Below are 14,077 nucleotides of genomic sequence, written 5' to 3'. Positions count from 1 at the left end.
GTTCGGCCCCTTCATCGAGTTCGGCTTCATGCGCCGGGCTCTCGCCGGCTGCTTCGCCTTGTCGCTTTCGGCTCCTCCGGTGGGAGTCTTTCTCATGCTGCGGCGCATGAGCCTGATGAGCGACGCCATGAGCCATGCGATCCTGCCAGGCGCGGCCATCGGCTTCCTGGTCGCCGGCCTGTCGCTGCCGGCCATGACCATCGGCGGGCTCGCAGCCGGCCTGCTCGTGGCGCTGCTCGCAGGAATCGTCACCCGCACGACGTCGATAAAGGAGGATGCGAGCCTGGCCGCCTTCTATCTGATCTCGCTGGCGGCCGGCGTCCTGCTCGTCTCCCTGCGAGGCTCGCAGATCGATCTTCTGCACATCCTCTTCGGTACGGTGCTGGCCCTCGACGACCCGGCGCTGATGCTGCTGGGAGGCATCGCCACCGTGACCCTGTTCGCGCTGGCGGCGCTCTATCGTCCGCTGGTCATGGAATGCGTCGATCCGCTGTTCCTGCGCACCGTCAGCCGAGCAGGAGGGCCGGTGCACTACGCGTTTCTCGGCCTCGTAGTGATGAACCTCGTCGGCGGGTTCCAGGCCCTAGGAACTTTGCTCGCGGTGGGTCTGATGCTTCTGCCGGCGATCACGGCCCGTTTCTGGGCCACCGACCTGTCGGGCCTGATCCCCATCGCGATGCTGGTTGCGATATTGTCGAGCTTTGTCGGTCTCACCGCTTCCTACCGCGCCGACCTGCCGACCGGTCCATCGATCGTCCTGGCAGCAGGGATCCTCTACCTCGGCTCGCTCCTGTTCGGGCCGAGGGGCGGCCTCGTCTGGCGCCTCTTCAGACCCCGACACCTCGAAGGCTGAAACTAGAGGTTGAAAAGACTCATGATGCCGGAGACGATGGCGTAGACGAAGCCGGCGTTGAGCAGCACGCCGATCGCACCGACGCCAAGGCCCAGGACCACCAGTAACCCGTCGCGCTCGACGAGGCCTAGACCGACGAGGCAGATCGCAAGTCCGAGGGGAATTTGCCCCACCAAGGGAGCTGCCACCACCAGCGCCAAGGACAAGGTGAGGAGGATCAACCCCACCGTCCGCATGCCGAGTCCGGTCTCGAACAAGCTCATGCGTGGCCGCGACCAGCGCTCGAGACGCCGGAGCAATGGCACCGCACGCTTGGCGGCCCGTTCCACATCGCTCCGGGCGATCGAACGGCGCAGCAGCATGCGGGGAAGCCACGGCGACGACATCCCTGCCGTGATCTGTACGGCCACGAGCAGCAGGAGCAGCCCGCAGACGAGAGGGATCGGCGGCGGCATCGGCAGGCAGTTCGGCAGGCCGAGGATGACGATGAGGAGCGCGAAGGCACGGTCCTTCAGCACCGCGACAATGTCGCCGATCGTCAGCCGATCCGTCTCCTGTGCCGCGAGCACTGTGAGAACTTCGGAAGTTCGGGCAACTGGTGACAAGACAACTCGGCCTTTGGCGACGGTTCTCCCGCGGGCTCTATCCTAGTCCCCGTCCGGCGCCAACCGAATCACGGATGCTGCCGTCGTCGTATCCTCGCTCGGCCCAGGCCGGAACGACCCTTTGGGCGGGACGGTGGCGATCGCCACCTCACGCTGTCGAATCTGAATCAGCATGACCTCAAGTATATTTTCCTCGTTTGAAGACTAAAGGGAATGGGCTTGCTTGCCATATCCGCACCGGTCTGGGTCGCGATCCACAGTATATTTCGATATGACCAATACAATTTATGATCTGCACCATACGCTCGTTCTCTCTATGGGGAGCGTGGACGGACGTGGAACAACCGGCGGGAGCGACGGCACGATCCAGGCGCTCGCCCATCCGCGCTATCGCGTCCCTTGCATCCGTCTGTTTCTGCTTCGATGTCGGTTCGGCGCGAGGGGAAGAGAACGCGGTCTCGGCGCTGATCTTCGGCAGCCTCGACGCCGGGCCTTCCTCGTTCGTCACGGGCGGAACGAAGATCACCTTCAACGGGCCGGACAAGGATGGTTTCGCGATCCTCGCGAGTGCCGGCGGCGGTGCGAGAACCGAGCGCGGTCCAACGATCCACGGCATCTCGACCATATTGATCCGTCAGACTGCTCTCGGGGCTGTACTGGTCGGCTACCAATGGTTCCACGATTGGGGCACCATTGCTGCCTTCGCCGGGCCGGAGGGTAGTATCGAGGTGGAAGGGGGTGTGTTCGGCACCGAGAGGCTGCCGTTCCGATACGGAATCAGGCTGCATGGGGAAGTCTGGGCGCGTCCGACGGAAAGCACGCTCTTAACCGCAACGGCGATCCTCGGCTCAACGCGACAGAGCGCCTGGAGCCGCCTTGCCTGGGGCCATGACATCTGGGGCGCCTATCTCGGCCCCGAGGCCAGTTTCTATGTGGATGGCACAGGATACTCGAAAGTCGGGATCGGCATACATGCCACCGACTTTCGCATCGGCGACGTGGGCTTCAGGGCCTCACTGGGCTACCAAGTCGAAGCGGGAAGCGTTGGTAGCCCTTATGTCGCGCTCAGCATGTGGAAGCCCTGGTAAGGCTCATGCAGGCGCGGAGCGCATTTCCGGGCCGTCGAGGAAGCGCGCGGCATCGGCGACGATCTCGCTACGGCGGACGGATCCCATTCCATCGAGGGTGCGGTAGGGCATCGCCAGTCTAGGGTTTCCCTGCAAGCGACCCGCATTCTCGATCAGGAAGTTCCAGTAGAGATAATTGAAGGGGCATGCACCTTCGCCGGTCTTAGCCCTGACATCGTAGGCGCATCCCCGGCAGTAGTCGGACATCCGGTTGATGTAGGCGCCCGAGGCCGCGTAGGGCTTCGAGCCCATCACCCCGCCATCGGCCCAGAGAACCATGCCGTGGACGTTGGGCAGTTCCACCCATTCGTAGGCATCGGCATAGACGACGAGATACCATTCCTCGACCTGGGCCGGGTCGAGGCCGGCGAGAAGGGCGAAGTTCCCTGTCACCATCAGTCGCTGGATGTGATGAGCGTAGGCATGGGCCCGCGTATCGGCCACGCATTGCGCGATGCAGTTCATCTTCGTCTCGCCCGACCAGTAGAACCAGGGCAGGTCACGGCTGGCACCGAGCGCATTGGTATCGGCATAGGCCGGCATCCGCGTCCAATAGAGGCCTCGGACATACTCACGCCATCCGAGGATCTGGCGAATGAAGCCCTCGACGCAGTTGAGCGGTGCGCGTCCTTCGTCGTAGGCGCGGGAGGCCGCGCGGCAGACCTCTCCTCCAGTAAGCAGACCCGCGTTGAGCGCCGGCGCGAGAAGAGCGTGATAGAGGAACGGCGCGTCCGTCTTCATCGCGTCCTGGTAGTCGCCGAAATGCGGCAAACAATCATCCAGGAAGTGCTTCAGGGCAATGATGGCGTCGCCCCGTGTCACTGGCCAGCGGAAGGCGTCGAGATCACCGAAATGGTCGGCGAACCTCTCCGACACGATGGCAATGACCTCGGATGTGATCGCGTCGGGCTCGAAGCCGAGCCGCTGCGGCGATCGGTGTCCGGGAGGGAGCGCCTTGCGGTTGTCATGGTCGAAGTTCCACTGTCCTCCGACCGGCTCGCCATCCTTCATCAGGAGACCGGTGCGCTTGCGCATGCCGCGATAGAAGGTCTCCAACCGTAGGGCGTGCCGCCCCTCGGCCCAGCGGGCGAAATCATCCCGCGAGCAGAGGAAACGGTTGTCGTCGCGGATCTCCACGGGCACCGGCAGGGCCTCGCGCCAACCCTGCATCATCTCCCAGACGCGCCATTCGCCAGGCTCGGTGACGACGATCCTATCGGGCTCGTGCCGGACAATCGCTCGTTGGAGTTCGCCGGTGAAGGAGCCTGTGTTCCCCTGAGCCTCGAGACGCACGTAATCGACGGCGATGCCGTCCGCTTTCAATTCTTCTGCAAAATGACGCATGGCCGAGAGCAGGAAGGCAATCTTCTGCTTGTGGTGGCGGACATAGGTCGCCTCCTCCCACACCTCCACCATGAGCACGATGTCCGTGTCAGGGTCGATGTCGACGAGAGAGGAGACCCGCCGGTGAAGCTGGTCACCGAGGACGAAGCGGAGAGTCCGTCGAGCACTCACCCCTTCGTTCTCAACGACGAACGACCGCCATCGGCACCGATCACCTGTCCGGTGATCCAACCGGCTTCCGCCGAAACGAGGAAGGCGACGAGCGCGCCGATATCATCCGGTGTCCCGAGTCGTTGCAGTGCGTGCATGGAGGCGATCCCGGAGGCCAGCGTCTCGTTACTGGTGATCGCCGCAGACAGCGGCGTGCGCGTCAGAGAGGGAGCGACAACGTTGATCCGGATCTGGGGACTCAGTTCGGCAGCGAGAGACAGGGCCAGCCCCTCCACCGCCCCCTTGGCCATGGCGACGGAGGCATGAGCCGGAAATCCCTGCGCCACTGCCACGGTCGAGAACAGGACGACCCCGGCCCCGGCCTCGCCTGCACCCGCTTTCAGCGCTGGCGCCGAAGCCTGTAGGGCCAGAAAGGCGCCGAGAGCGTTGAGCTTGAAATCGGTGAGCGCATCGTCGGCGGTGAGCCGCGCCAGGGGCCTCAGGTTGATCGTGCCGACCGCGTAGACGAGCCCAGCCAGAGTGTCGCCCGCTTCCTGTGCGACGGCAGTGAAAAAGGCGGGGTCCATAGCGTCTCCGGCCGTGAAGGTGGTCTCGCCCAGGCCGGCGGCGGTCTCTTCGAGTCGGCCGACGTCACGCGCTGCCAGATGCAGCCTACAGCCGCGCTTGCGCAGGGCTTGGGCCGTCGCCAAGCCGATGCCGCCGGTCCCGCCGTAGATCACAACACGATTCATGGCCGCTCCCAATCCATACCGGATCGGGTAGGTAAGGCGCACCATGCTGCCGTGGAGCCCGTGAGGCCCCATCCGTAGAGTCGCACGCCTCGCAACCGCTCCCGAGGATCCTCATGAAGTTCGCCTTCGCCGGTATCGATTTCCTCGGCGGCGTATTCGAAGCACTGGTGGAGGCCGGCTGGACGCCGATCAAGCTGTTCACCCGACCCTGCGATGGTCTCTACGATCACAACGAGGCGGTGGTGGCCCAGAGCCGCCGGCACCGCATCCCGATGCAGCTTTCTCGGATCAAGCTCGCCGATCTCGATGCCCTTGCGCAGACCCATGGCACCGACTGGGCCCTGGTTGTGGCCGGTTATCCCTGGTTGATCCGCGGCTGGCGCGGGCGAGCCGCCTACGCCCTCAATTTCCATCCCTCACCGCTGCCGATCGGTCGTGGTCCTTATCCCCTGTTCAAGGCGATCACGGATGCGAGGGAGGCTTGGGGCGTGACGGCGCATGTGCTGGCCGAGGAGGGATTCGACACCGGCGACATCCTCGCGCAGGAAGCCTTCGCGATGGCGCCGCAGGAGACCCACGAGACCCTGCTCGCAAAGTGCCAGATCGCCGCCCGGCGCTTGGCTTCGGGGCCGATCGCGCGCGATCTACCGGCGCGGTGGCGTTCGGCGCAGGTCCAGGGCGACGGCTCCTACTGGCCTCGCGTCACCGACGCGGACCGGACCTTGGATTTCCGGTCCGATGTCGACGCGATCCTGCGGCGCATGCGGGCGTTCGGCACGATCGAGACCATCGCGCGGCTCGGCGACAGTCGCGTCTTCGTGGCGGCGGCGGAGGGCTGGCGCGAGCCGCACCGTCACTCACCCGGAACAATTGTCCATCGCTACCGCCGCCACGTAGTGGTCGCTGCCCGCGACGGTTTCATCCAGATCACCCGCTGGAGCCCCGTTGCGGTCTCGGATGCCGGTCAACTCGGGCGGTAGGCACAGGAAACGACCTCATGCCGCGGATGCGTAAGAAAGCGGATCTGCCGACGAAGATTTGTGCCGCCTGCGGCAAGCCCTTCGCATGGCGGAAGAAATGGGAACGGGTCTGGGACGAAGTGCGCTACTGCTCCGACCGATGCCGGAGCGAGGCGAAGCGGCCGGGCAAGGCGTCCTAATCAGGAGCGAGCGGCATCCTTCAGGGCCGAAGGCGTATCGATATCGAAGATAACGGCCGCATCCATCTCCAATTCGACGATATCCGTCCGTGCCGCGAGGATACGCCCGGCACCCTGATCTCCCTTGAGCGAGGCTAGGTCCGGGGCGAGGAGTCTGTGATTGAGAAGGACCGGGTTTCCTCGCCGGCCTCCATGAATCGGTACGATGGCGGGGGGAGCGGGATCGAAGGCCAGGAAGGTATAAGCCAAATGCGCAAGATGCGCCGGCCGAATCCGTGGCATGTCGCCGAGCATCACGATGATCCCCTTTGTCTCGGAGACGGCGTCGAGCCCGCATCGTAGGGAGGTGGACAGGCCTTCGGCATAGTTCGGGTTGTCGATGACCCCGAGGTGAAGACCACTCAGCGCCTGTCGGACCGCCTCGCCGTAGGCACCGAGCACGACAACGATGGGTCCGATACCGGCGTCGACGGCCGCCTCGGCGGCGTGGCGGACGAGCGGCTTGGCGTCCAGAGACCCGAGCATCTTGGGCGCCGCGCCGAATCGCGTTCCTCGCCCAGCAGCCAGGAGGACGATACCGATCGTGTCAGGCATCTTCCTCCTGGTCGTCCTGTCCCGCGCTTTCCTGGCCGGATCGCGGCTGCGGCCGGGACACGATCTCCATCAGCAACCCGCCGACACCGAGCCCGACAATGTCTGAACGGCTGACCGCAAGGCCGGCGAGGAGGCGATGGAGGATCCAGTCGAAGCCGTTCTCGGCGGGGGAACGGGCGCAGCCCGGCGCACCGATGACCGGCACCGCGCCGAGACGGCCGACGAGCAGCAAGTTACCGGGATCGACGGGCATGCCGAAATGCTCGACTTCCCCGCCCGCCGCCTCAATGCCGGCGGGGATCACGTCGCGCCGGTCGGCGATGGCCGAGGCGCCGAACACCACGACGAGATCCGCGCCATCGTCGGCGATGGACGCGCGCATGGCGGCTGCCACTGAACCGGCCTCGTGCGAGACCCTGATGTCGGAGACGATCTCCGCGCCCGTCGGCGCCAAGCGGCGCTCGAGGTTGCGCAGGGTCTTGGCGACAGTGGCCTCCTTCAGCGCCTGCAGCAGAGTGGAGACGACTCCGATGCGGCGTCGTCGATAGGGAACGACCGAAAGGGCCTCCCGGGTGACAATTCCGCAGGCTCGGTCGAGGGCGGCACCGGAGACGGCGTAGGGAATGATCTTGACGGTCGCCACCATCTCGCCGGGAACCACCGGCCGGAACGGCAGCAGGGTCGCCAGAGTGATCGCCTCGTCCACGGCGTTCACGGCATTGATGACAGCCCTGTCGATCGTCAGGATACCCGGCACCTCGGCGTGCAGGTTGCACCGTCCGGTGAAGGCGGGACCAGCAACGAGGCCCGTACCGGACACCCGCTCGGCGAGGCGGGCAGCGGCTTCGTCCTCGCCGACATCACCCGGTTCGAGTGTCACGGCAACAACGCTGGTGAGACCCGCTTCGCCGAGGCGGCGCGCATCTTCGCGAGGGATCGGCCTCCCCTTTCGCACGAGAACGTCGTCGGCCCGCAAGGTATGAGCCGCGATGAGCCCCGCCGCCTGCGCGATCGCGACCGAACCGAACTTCACGCCGGAGCTCCGGTCTTCGCGACACGCAGATGGGCCGCGCGCAACGTCGAGACAATCTGCGCCAGGATCGAGACGGCAATCTCGGCCGGGCTGACCGCTCCGATATTGAGGCCGATCGGCGCCGCGATCAACGCGATCTGTTCGGGCGAGAGTCCGGCCTGCAACAGGCGCTCTTGCCGCGCAGCATGGGTCTTCCGCGAGCCGAGAGCGCCGACATAGAAGCACCCGGCCTTCAGCGCCGCGAGCAACGCCGGATCGTCGATCTTCGGGTCGTGCGTCAGGGCGGCGACCGCGCAGTAGCGGTCGAGGGGCGGCAGGGGGCCGGCCAGAGCCTCGTCGGGCCAGAGCGGCACGAGGGGAACCTCTGGAAAACGTTCGGGCGTCGCGAAAGCGGTGCGTGGATCGATCACGCTCACTGACAGGTCTAGAGCCGCCGCCATTGGGCAGAGCGCCTGGCTGATATGCACCGCCCCGATAATGACGAGCCGGACGGTGGGAGCCTGCACGGTAAGGAAAAACTGTCGCCCGTCCGCCTCGACAAGGCCGCTCCTTCCAGAAGCGAGGTGTCGAGACAGGATGTCGGCGAGGGGATCGCCTGGAATCTCGGTCTCACGGACCACTCGTTGGCTGCCATCGTCGAGATCGGTCACGAGCAGGGCCGCGCGCCGCGCGGCGCGCTCGACATTCAGGGCACGGAGGGACGCGAGTTTCATGGCTTTTCTTCAGTCGATCCGCTCGACGAAGACGCGGATGCGACCGCCGCAGGAGAGCCCGACCCGCCAGGCGGTCTCGTCGGCGATGCCGAACTCGATCACGCGGGGACGGCCGTCGGCGATGGCATCCAGCGCCTCGGTGATGACTGCACCCTCGACGCAGCCGCCTGAGACCGAACCGAGGAAATTGCCATTCTCGTCGATGACGAGATGGCTGCCGACCGGGCGCGGTGCAGAGCCCCAGGTCTCGACCACTGTGGCGAGAGCGACGCCGCGCCCGCCGCGGCGCCAAGCCTCGGCCGCATTGAGGATATCGGTTTCGGTGGAGAGCATGGAACACTCCGCGCGAGGCGCGCAAGGGGCACGACGGCAGACACGCAACGCCGAGCCGGACACTTAGGCTCCGGAGCCGATGGCACAATGAGCGGGCGAGGCCTATGCCAAGGTCAGTACCCGCAGGGTGCCATCCAGCACACCGGGATCGCCCTTCGTCTACGGTGCCTGATTTCTCGGACCGCGCCAATTCCATCGGAGCGCGCTATGATGAGTGCAGCGGCTTCTCGCCGATCATCCGGGCTCCGCTCCATGAGACTCATCTTCACCGCTGGCGCCTTGCCGATCTTGTCAGCCCTGTCTTTCTCTCCGACGGGCGCCGTCGGCCAGATCGCCGCCCAACCCACGATCCGGATTGGGCTCTCGCTCCCCCTTACCGGGTCGGACGCCGCCTTCGGCCAAGGCCTCCGGGCGGGAGCCGAACAGGCGGCGGCGGATCTCAACCGTGCCGCCGGCACGACGGGCCGGAAGATCACCCTCGTGGTCGCCGACGATGCCGGTGAGGGCAAGCAGGGGCTCGCCGCGGCGCGGAAATTCGCGTCGGATCGAATCTCTCTCGTGGTCGGACCGTTTAACGCCACCGTAGCCGCAGCGGTGCTGCCGGCCTACGAAGAGGCGGGGATCGTCGCGGTGGCTCCCGGCATCACTTGGCCGGGACTGACCACTCGCGGAGCGCAAAACATCTTCCGCATCGGCGGCAGCGATGCCGAACAGGGACCGATCGCAGCGAGCTATCTCGCCGAGCAGTTCCGCGGCCGGCGGATCGGCCTCGTCCACGACAAGAGCACCTTCGGCCGCGGCCTCGTCGACGACGTCGCCCGCATTCTCAAGGCGAGCGGACAGACAGAGGCGGCGTTCGAGAGCCTGAGTCGCGGCGACAAGGACGTCTCCGCCCTCGTCGCTCGCCTGAAGCGCGCGCAGGTCGAGGTGATCTATTTCGGCGGTCTTGCTCCGGAAGCGGGCCTCCTGATCCGGACCCTGCGTGAGGCCGGCATCGCAGCCCCCCTCGTCGGCAGCGATGGCTTGCTCGACAAGGATTTCGCTACCGCAGCGGGCCCCGCCGCCGAGGGGACGGTGATGACCGCCCTGCCCGAGCCGCGAAAACTGCCCGAACCCAAGGGCTCGGCTGCCAAGCCCAAGACGGCCGAAGCAGACATGGTCGCAGCGCAGGGCTACGCGGCGGTCGAGATCCTCAAGCAGGTCGTAGACCAAGCGAAATCGACAGAAGGCAGTCGAGTAGCCGCGGTCCTTCATGGGGGCGCGTCCCTGAAGACGGTCCTCGGAGAGATCGCCTTCGACGCAAGGGGCAATTCCAGGGGGGCCGGCTATGCGCTACAGGTCTGGAAGAAGACACCGGACGGCCGGATCGACTACGCGGGCAACGGCATCGCGCCCTGAAGCGGACGGAAGGCCCGCCGGCCCACCCGGACGGGAAGGTTGTCGCTACCGCAGATGCAGACATAGCTGGCGCGGTGATCCGTCAGTTGAATGATCCGCGAAGATTTCCGGGTACCAGGACAGCAGGTGCTTTTCTGTCGACGGGACAGCGTTCCCGGCGGTAAAAGCTTGCTTACGGCGCGCGCGAACATTATGTCCTGCCGACGCTCGCTGGTGTTGCGCATCCGATGGGATCGGACCCGCCGCCCGTAGTGTTTTGCCGAACGGCTTCGTTTTGTGTCCCGGAATGCCCCGTTCTGGCGTTCCGGCTGGAGAGTGTGGATGGCGAAAGAAGAGTTGATGCAGTTCGACGGTCTCGTGATCGAGATCCTGCCGGACGCACGCTACCGCGTGCAGCTCGACCAGGGCCACGAGATCGTGGCCTACACGGCCGGCAAGATGAAGAAGAACCGCATCAAGACTCTGGCCGGCGACCGCGTCACCGTCGAGATGTCCCCCTACGATCTCGAGAAGGGCCGCCTCGTGTTCCGCCACAAGGACGAGCGCTCCTCCGGCCCGCGTCCGCCGATCCGCGGACAGTTCCGCCGCCGCTGAGCGACAGCGCTGACGGACATCGTGACTGTCCGTTAGGGACAGAGGATCTTCACGAAAGCAGCGCCTGCGCTGAAGAACGCGGCTCCGGCAGCCATGCCGGACGGCGCGATCTGCCAGGGTGCCAGCATACGATCGCGATCCAGCTTCAGTGCTTCGACCATGAGTTTCTTCTGCTCGGCGACGAATTTTTCGCTCTCTTCGCGCGCTCGCCGAATGCGGCCAAGCTGATCTTCGAGATCGGACGTCAGCGGGCTTATGGCGTCGGCCATCCAGATACTCCTTCGTCACGCGACCACCCGATAAGCATCAGCGCAGATCAAGCCGCGAGGGTGAGTTCGGCATCTACTTCCCGAACCGATCGAATTTCGGGAAGCTGCGGGTCATCAGCGTGCCAGCCTCGGCCCGGTGGCCCATCCACTTCTCCAGCAGAACCGCATTGGCGAGCCGCTCCTGGCCTGCGCTGTCGCGCCAGGGCAGGCCCTCGGCCAGGGTGAAGACATGGGCGTCCGTCAGCGTGCTCTGGCGGCAGCGCTGCAGGCGCACTCCCTTGCCGCGTGACAATTCCGGCAGCTCGGAGAGAGGAAACACCAACAACAGTCGGTCGGCGCTGCAGACCGCGACGTGATCGCCGACGCTCGCCGGCACGAGCAGTCGCGCCTCTGATGGCTCGTCGAGGCCCATAATCCCCTTGCCCTTGCGGGTATTCGCCACCAGCGCGTCGGCCGGGGCAAGGAAGCCACGCCCATCCGAGCCTGCGACCAGAAGTTTGCCGCTGGGCTGATACGCCAGGGCGGCGACGATCTCGGCCCCATCGTCGAAATCCACCATCAGCCGGATCGGATCACCGAAGCCGCGACCGCCGGGAAGCTTGGCGGCCTCCAGCGTGAACACCTTGCCGTTCGAGGCAAGGACCAAGATCTTGGCCGTCGTCTCACTGAGGAACGAGATCTTCAGCCCATCGTCACCCTTGAAGGCGACGCCGGACAGGTCGGCCACATGCCCCTTCAAGGCCCGGATCCAGCCTTTGTTGGAGACGATAACGGTGATCGGCTCGCGCTCCACCATGGCGGAGGTGAAATCGATCCCGGCGGTGTCGGGAGGATTCTCCAGGGTAGTGCGGCGGGCGCCGAGTTTGGTCTCGGGGCCGAAGGTCTTCTTCACTGCGCGGATCTGCTTGGTGATGTCAGACCATTGCAGCTTCTCGGAGCCGAGCAGCTCCTCCAGCCCATCCTTCTCCTTGGTCAGCGTATCGAGCTCGCGCTTCAGCTCCATCTCCTCGAGCTTGCGCAGGGAGCGCAGGCGCGTGTCGAGGATGGCGTTGGCCTGGAGCTCGGTGAGCTCGAAGCGCTTCATCAGGGACGGCTTCGGCTCATCCTCTTCGCGGATGATGCGGATCACCTCGTCGAGATCGAGATAGACGATAAGGAGGCCGCCGAGGATTTCGAGGCGGCGTTCGATCTGGGCGAGGCGATGGAGCGAGCGCCGTTGCAGCACCACGCGCCGATGGTCGAGCCATTCGCGCAAAGCCTCCGCCAAACCGATGACGCGGGGCACGAGGCCGCCCACCAGGACGTTCATGTTGAGCGGGATGCGAGCTTCGAGTTCGGTGAGCCGGAACACCGATTCCATCAGGATCACCGGGTCGACGCTGCGTGAGCGCGGCTCCAGCACCACGCGGACGTCCTCGGCCGATTCGTCACGCACGTCGGCGAGCAGCGGCAGCTTCTTCTCCTGGAGGAGTTCCGCGAGCTTCTCGATGAGCCTGGCCTTCGGCACGCCGTAGGGAATCTCGGTGACGACGATGGTCCAAGTGCCGCGCCCCGTATCCTCCTTCGCCCAGCGTGCCCGCACGCGAAAACCGCCGCGTCCGGTGCGGTAGGCCTCGGCGATCGACTCGGCGCTATCGATGAGGATGCCGCCGGTGGGGAAGTCCGGCCCCTTCACGAAGGTGAGGAGTTGGGCCGAGCTCGCCTCGCGATGGCCGATGAGGTAGAGCGCCGCGTCGCAGAGTTCGGCCGCGTTATGCGGCGGGATCGAGGTGGCCATGCCCACAGCGATGCCCTGAGAGCCGTTGGCGAGCAGGTTCGGGAAAGCGGCAGGCAGGACGATGGGCTCGTCCTTCTCGCCGTTGTAGGACGGCCGGAAATCGACCGTGTCCTCGTCGATGCCGTCGAGGAGCAGGCGTGCCACTTCCGTGAGACGCGCCTCGGTGTAGCGGTAGGCGGCCGGACCGTCGCCGTCGATATTGCCGAAATTGCCTTGGCCGTCGACGAGCGGATAGCGCTGAGCGAAATCCTGGGAGAGACGCACCAGAGCGTCGTAGATCGCCTGGTCGCCGTGAGGATGGAAGTCGCCCATCACGTCGCCGACGATCTTCGCGCATTTCTTGAAGGCGGTGTTGGGATCGAGCCTCAGCAGCCGCATGCCGTAGAGGATGCGTCGATGGACCGGCTTGAGGCCGTCGCGGGCATCGGGCAGCGCCCGGTTCATGATGGTGGAGAGCGCATAGGCGAAGTAGCGCTCTTCCAGCGCCGACTTCAGTTCGACGCTTTCGATACCGTCGGATCCCGACGGTGGATCGAAGGGCTGGCCCATGACGAACTCCCGGGCCGGACATGACCCAAATCAGAACATAAAGCGAACAGAACCTAGGCGCTCTGCGTCCCCAGCGCAACGAATCGCGCCCGCTCCTCCAGAGGGGCAATGGCCCGCGGACCCCAGATGTGCTGGTCGAGGAAATACCCCGTCAAGGTAAATCCATTGGTCACGTCCGTCTTGTCGGGAGCCATGAAGCCGGTTCGGCCATCCTCCCGATCGAGAAGGAAGCCCGGCAGCGCCAGCAGCCTGTCACGGAACGGCTCTCCGGCGGAGGCACTGACCGCCCGCCCGGTCCGGGGCGAGACGTAGATCAGGGCGTCGTTGCCGCCGGTGGCGGCGCAGGCATTGAGATCGAGGCCGAAGCCGAGGTCGGACAGGATCGCGAGTTCGAACCGCACCATGAGAAGAGGCGCGATCACCCGATCGTCGAGATGGGCGATGAGCACACGCCCTGCCTCGTAGAGGGCGGGATGGGGATCGCGCTCGGGCAGGAGACGCAGGAGCGCTGCCATATGGGTCACCCCGTACAGGGCGAGACCTGAACCCATCAGGCGCGCGGCTACGGATTCGAGCGGCTCCACCACGAAGGCGCCGAGACTGTCGTCGAGGCGCGCGCGCCAGTTGAGGCGAACGTGATTACCCGGCTGAAGCACCGGCTGCATCCGGCGCGACCGACCACCATGGACGAGGCCGAGATGACGGCCGTGGCCTCGCGTCATCACTTCGAGGATGACGCCCGTCTCGCCCTGCTTGCGCAGCCCCAGCACCACGCCGTCATCGGTCCATTGCATGGCCTCTCCATAGGACGCGGCGAAAGGGTTGGG

General features: G+C 65.6%; 16 protein-coding genes. 6 read left to right on the top strand and 10 right to left on the bottom strand.

Going from position 1 to position 14,077, the window contains the following annotated elements; translation table 11 throughout:
* The first annotated feature begins 28 nt into the window (after positions 1–28).
* The gene (locus tag ACFQ4G_RS00820) at positions 29–853 is read left to right on the top strand and encodes a metal ABC transporter permease (protein WP_238207072.1); all 825 of its coding nucleotides are present in this window, start codon (positions 29–31) and stop codon (positions 851–853) included.
* 2 nt (positions 854–855) lie between these two features.
* Here the strand turns inward: ACFQ4G_RS00820 and ACFQ4G_RS00815 are convergent, their stop codons facing one another.
* Complete coding sequence (locus tag ACFQ4G_RS00815; protein WP_379039493.1) at positions 856–1,458, bottom strand: exopolysaccharide biosynthesis protein; 603 nt, start codon at positions 1,456–1,458, stop codon at positions 856–858.
* Positions 1,459–1,793: 335 nt separating this feature from the next.
* Here ACFQ4G_RS00815 and bcsS point away from each other — a divergent pair, with 335 nt between their 5' ends.
* Positions 1,794–2,546, top strand: coding sequence for a cellulose biosynthesis protein BcsS (bcsS, locus tag ACFQ4G_RS00810; protein WP_238207021.1), 753 nt, complete (start codon positions 1,794–1,796; stop codon positions 2,544–2,546).
* Positions 2,547–2,549: 3 nt separating this feature from the next.
* Here bcsS and ACFQ4G_RS00805 read toward each other — a convergent pair whose 3' ends face one another.
* Together ACFQ4G_RS00805 and ACFQ4G_RS00800 are read right to left on the bottom strand one after the other, a co-directional pair.
* On the bottom strand, positions 2,550–4,100 hold the full coding sequence (locus tag ACFQ4G_RS00805; RefSeq protein ID WP_238207022.1) for a cryptochrome/photolyase family protein: 1,551 nt from the start codon (positions 4,098–4,100) through the stop codon (positions 2,550–2,552).
* On the bottom strand, positions 4,097–4,831 hold the full coding sequence (locus tag ACFQ4G_RS00800; RefSeq protein ID WP_238207023.1) for an SDR family NAD(P)-dependent oxidoreductase: 735 nt from the start codon (positions 4,829–4,831) through the stop codon (positions 4,097–4,099). The genes ACFQ4G_RS00805 and ACFQ4G_RS00800 overlap by 4 nt, the downstream gene beginning before the upstream one ends.
* A gap of 113 nt (positions 4,832–4,944) precedes the next feature.
* Between ACFQ4G_RS00800 and ACFQ4G_RS00795 the strand changes: the two genes are divergently transcribed.
* Both ACFQ4G_RS00795 and ACFQ4G_RS00790 read left to right on the top strand, forming a co-directional pair.
* A complete protein-coding gene (locus ACFQ4G_RS00795; protein WP_238207024.1) occupies positions 4,945–5,811 on the top strand; it encodes a formyltransferase family protein in 867 nt (288 codons plus the stop codon).
* Positions 5,812–5,828: 17 nt separating this feature from the next.
* Positions 5,829–5,990 (top strand): DUF2256 domain-containing protein, encoded by a 162-nt coding sequence (locus ACFQ4G_RS00790; RefSeq protein ID WP_238207026.1) that lies wholly within the window; start codon positions 5,829–5,831, stop codon positions 5,988–5,990.
* Here ACFQ4G_RS00790 and ACFQ4G_RS00785 read toward each other — a convergent pair whose 3' ends face one another.
* Genes ACFQ4G_RS00785 through ACFQ4G_RS00770 form a run of 4 tightly spaced genes read right to left on the bottom strand, consistent with a single transcriptional unit; the run spans position 5,991 to position 8,663 of the window.
* Positions 5,991–6,584 carry a nucleotidyltransferase family protein gene (locus ACFQ4G_RS00785; protein WP_238207028.1) on the bottom strand — a complete coding sequence of 198 codons (594 nt, stop codon included), beginning with the start codon at positions 6,582–6,584 and terminating at the stop codon, positions 5,991–5,993.
* A complete protein-coding gene (locus tag ACFQ4G_RS00780) occupies positions 6,577–7,617 on the bottom strand; it encodes a molybdopterin-binding protein (protein ID WP_238207030.1) in 1,041 nt (346 codons plus the stop codon). Before ACFQ4G_RS00780 ends, ACFQ4G_RS00785 begins: the two co-directional genes overlap by 8 nt.
* Positions 7,614–8,330, bottom strand: coding sequence for an XdhC family protein (locus tag ACFQ4G_RS00775; protein ID WP_238207032.1), 717 nt, complete (start codon positions 8,328–8,330; stop codon positions 7,614–7,616). The genes ACFQ4G_RS00780 and ACFQ4G_RS00775 overlap by 4 nt, the downstream gene beginning before the upstream one ends.
* Positions 8,331–8,339: 9 nt before the next feature.
* Positions 8,340–8,663 carry an XdhC family protein gene (locus tag ACFQ4G_RS00770; RefSeq protein WP_238207034.1) on the bottom strand — a complete coding sequence of 108 codons (324 nt, stop codon included), beginning with the start codon at positions 8,661–8,663 and terminating at the stop codon, positions 8,340–8,342.
* A gap of 252 nt (positions 8,664–8,915) precedes the next feature.
* On the opposite strand from ACFQ4G_RS00770, the gene ACFQ4G_RS00765 reads away from it, so the two are divergent.
* Entirely contained in the window at positions 8,916–10,061 is a 1,146-nt protein-coding gene (locus tag ACFQ4G_RS00765; protein ID WP_238207035.1) for a branched-chain amino acid ABC transporter substrate-binding protein, read from the top strand.
* A 321-nt stretch (positions 10,062–10,382) separates the two neighbouring features.
* Entirely contained in the window at positions 10,383–10,655 is a 273-nt protein-coding gene (gene infA / locus ACFQ4G_RS00760) for a translation initiation factor IF-1 (protein ID WP_018045296.1), read from the top strand.
* Between the two features lie 32 nt (positions 10,656–10,687).
* Here the strand turns inward: infA and ACFQ4G_RS00755 are convergent, their stop codons facing one another.
* From ACFQ4G_RS00755 to recO, 3 genes are all read right to left on the bottom strand, one after another.
* A complete protein-coding gene (locus ACFQ4G_RS00755; RefSeq protein WP_238207036.1) occupies positions 10,688–10,924 on the bottom strand; it encodes a hypothetical protein in 237 nt (78 codons plus the stop codon).
* Positions 10,925–10,997: 73 nt separating this feature from the next.
* Entirely contained in the window at positions 10,998–13,250 is a 2,253-nt protein-coding gene (gene parC, locus ACFQ4G_RS00750) for a DNA topoisomerase IV subunit A (RefSeq protein WP_238207037.1), read from the bottom strand.
* Between the two features lie 53 nt (positions 13,251–13,303).
* Complete coding sequence (gene recO, locus ACFQ4G_RS00745; RefSeq protein ID WP_238207038.1) at positions 13,304–14,044, bottom strand: DNA repair protein RecO; 741 nt, start codon at positions 14,042–14,044, stop codon at positions 13,304–13,306.
* Positions 14,045–14,077: the final 33 nt, after the last annotated feature.

Origin of the sequence: Methylobacterium marchantiae, from assembly GCF_042679825.1 — a bacterium.
Taxonomy (GTDB): Bacteria; Pseudomonadota; Alphaproteobacteria; order Rhizobiales; family Beijerinckiaceae; genus Methylobacterium; species Methylobacterium marchantiae.
Note: the sequence above shows the minus strand (reverse complement) of the source record. Positions and strands in the feature narration are given on the sequence as shown.

What these genes read in the sequence shown, in the direction of transcription:
- ACFQ4G_RS00790 (WP_238207026.1), top strand. Translation starts at nt 5,829, where the DNA reads ATGCCGCGGATGCGTAAGAAAGCGGATCTGCCGACGAAGATTTGTGCC.
- infA (WP_018045296.1), top strand. Translation starts at nt 10,383, where the DNA reads ATGGCGAAAGAAGAGTTGATGCAGTTCGACGGTCTCGTGATCGAGATC.
- ACFQ4G_RS00795 (WP_238207024.1), top strand. Translation starts at nt 4,945, where the DNA reads ATGAAGTTCGCCTTCGCCGGTATCGATTTCCTCGGCGGCGTATTCGAA.
- recO (WP_238207038.1), bottom strand. Translation starts at nt 14,044, where the DNA reads ATGCAATGGACCGATGACGGCGTGGTGCTGGGGCTGCGCAAGCAGGGC.
- ACFQ4G_RS00800 (WP_238207023.1), bottom strand. Translation starts at nt 4,831, where the DNA reads ATGAATCGTGTTGTGATCTACGGCGGGACCGGCGGCATCGGCTTGGCG.
- ACFQ4G_RS00765 (WP_238207035.1), top strand. Translation starts at nt 8,916, where the DNA reads ATGAGACTCATCTTCACCGCTGGCGCCTTGCCGATCTTGTCAGCCCTG.
- ACFQ4G_RS00820 (WP_238207072.1), top strand. Translation starts at nt 29, where the DNA reads ATGCGCCGGGCTCTCGCCGGCTGCTTCGCCTTGTCGCTTTCGGCTCCT.
- ACFQ4G_RS00785 (WP_238207028.1), bottom strand. Translation starts at nt 6,584, where the DNA reads ATGCCTGACACGATCGGTATCGTCCTCCTGGCTGCTGGGCGAGGAACG.
- ACFQ4G_RS00775 (WP_238207032.1), bottom strand. Translation starts at nt 8,330, where the DNA reads ATGAAACTCGCGTCCCTCCGTGCCCTGAATGTCGAGCGCGCCGCGCGG.
- ACFQ4G_RS00755 (WP_238207036.1), bottom strand. Translation starts at nt 10,924, where the DNA reads ATGGCCGACGCCATAAGCCCGCTGACGTCCGATCTCGAAGATCAGCTT.
- ACFQ4G_RS00770 (WP_238207034.1), bottom strand. Translation starts at nt 8,663, where the DNA reads ATGCTCTCCACCGAAACCGATATCCTCAATGCGGCCGAGGCTTGGCGC.
- parC (WP_238207037.1), bottom strand. Translation starts at nt 13,250, where the DNA reads ATGGGCCAGCCCTTCGATCCACCGTCGGGATCCGACGGTATCGAAAGC.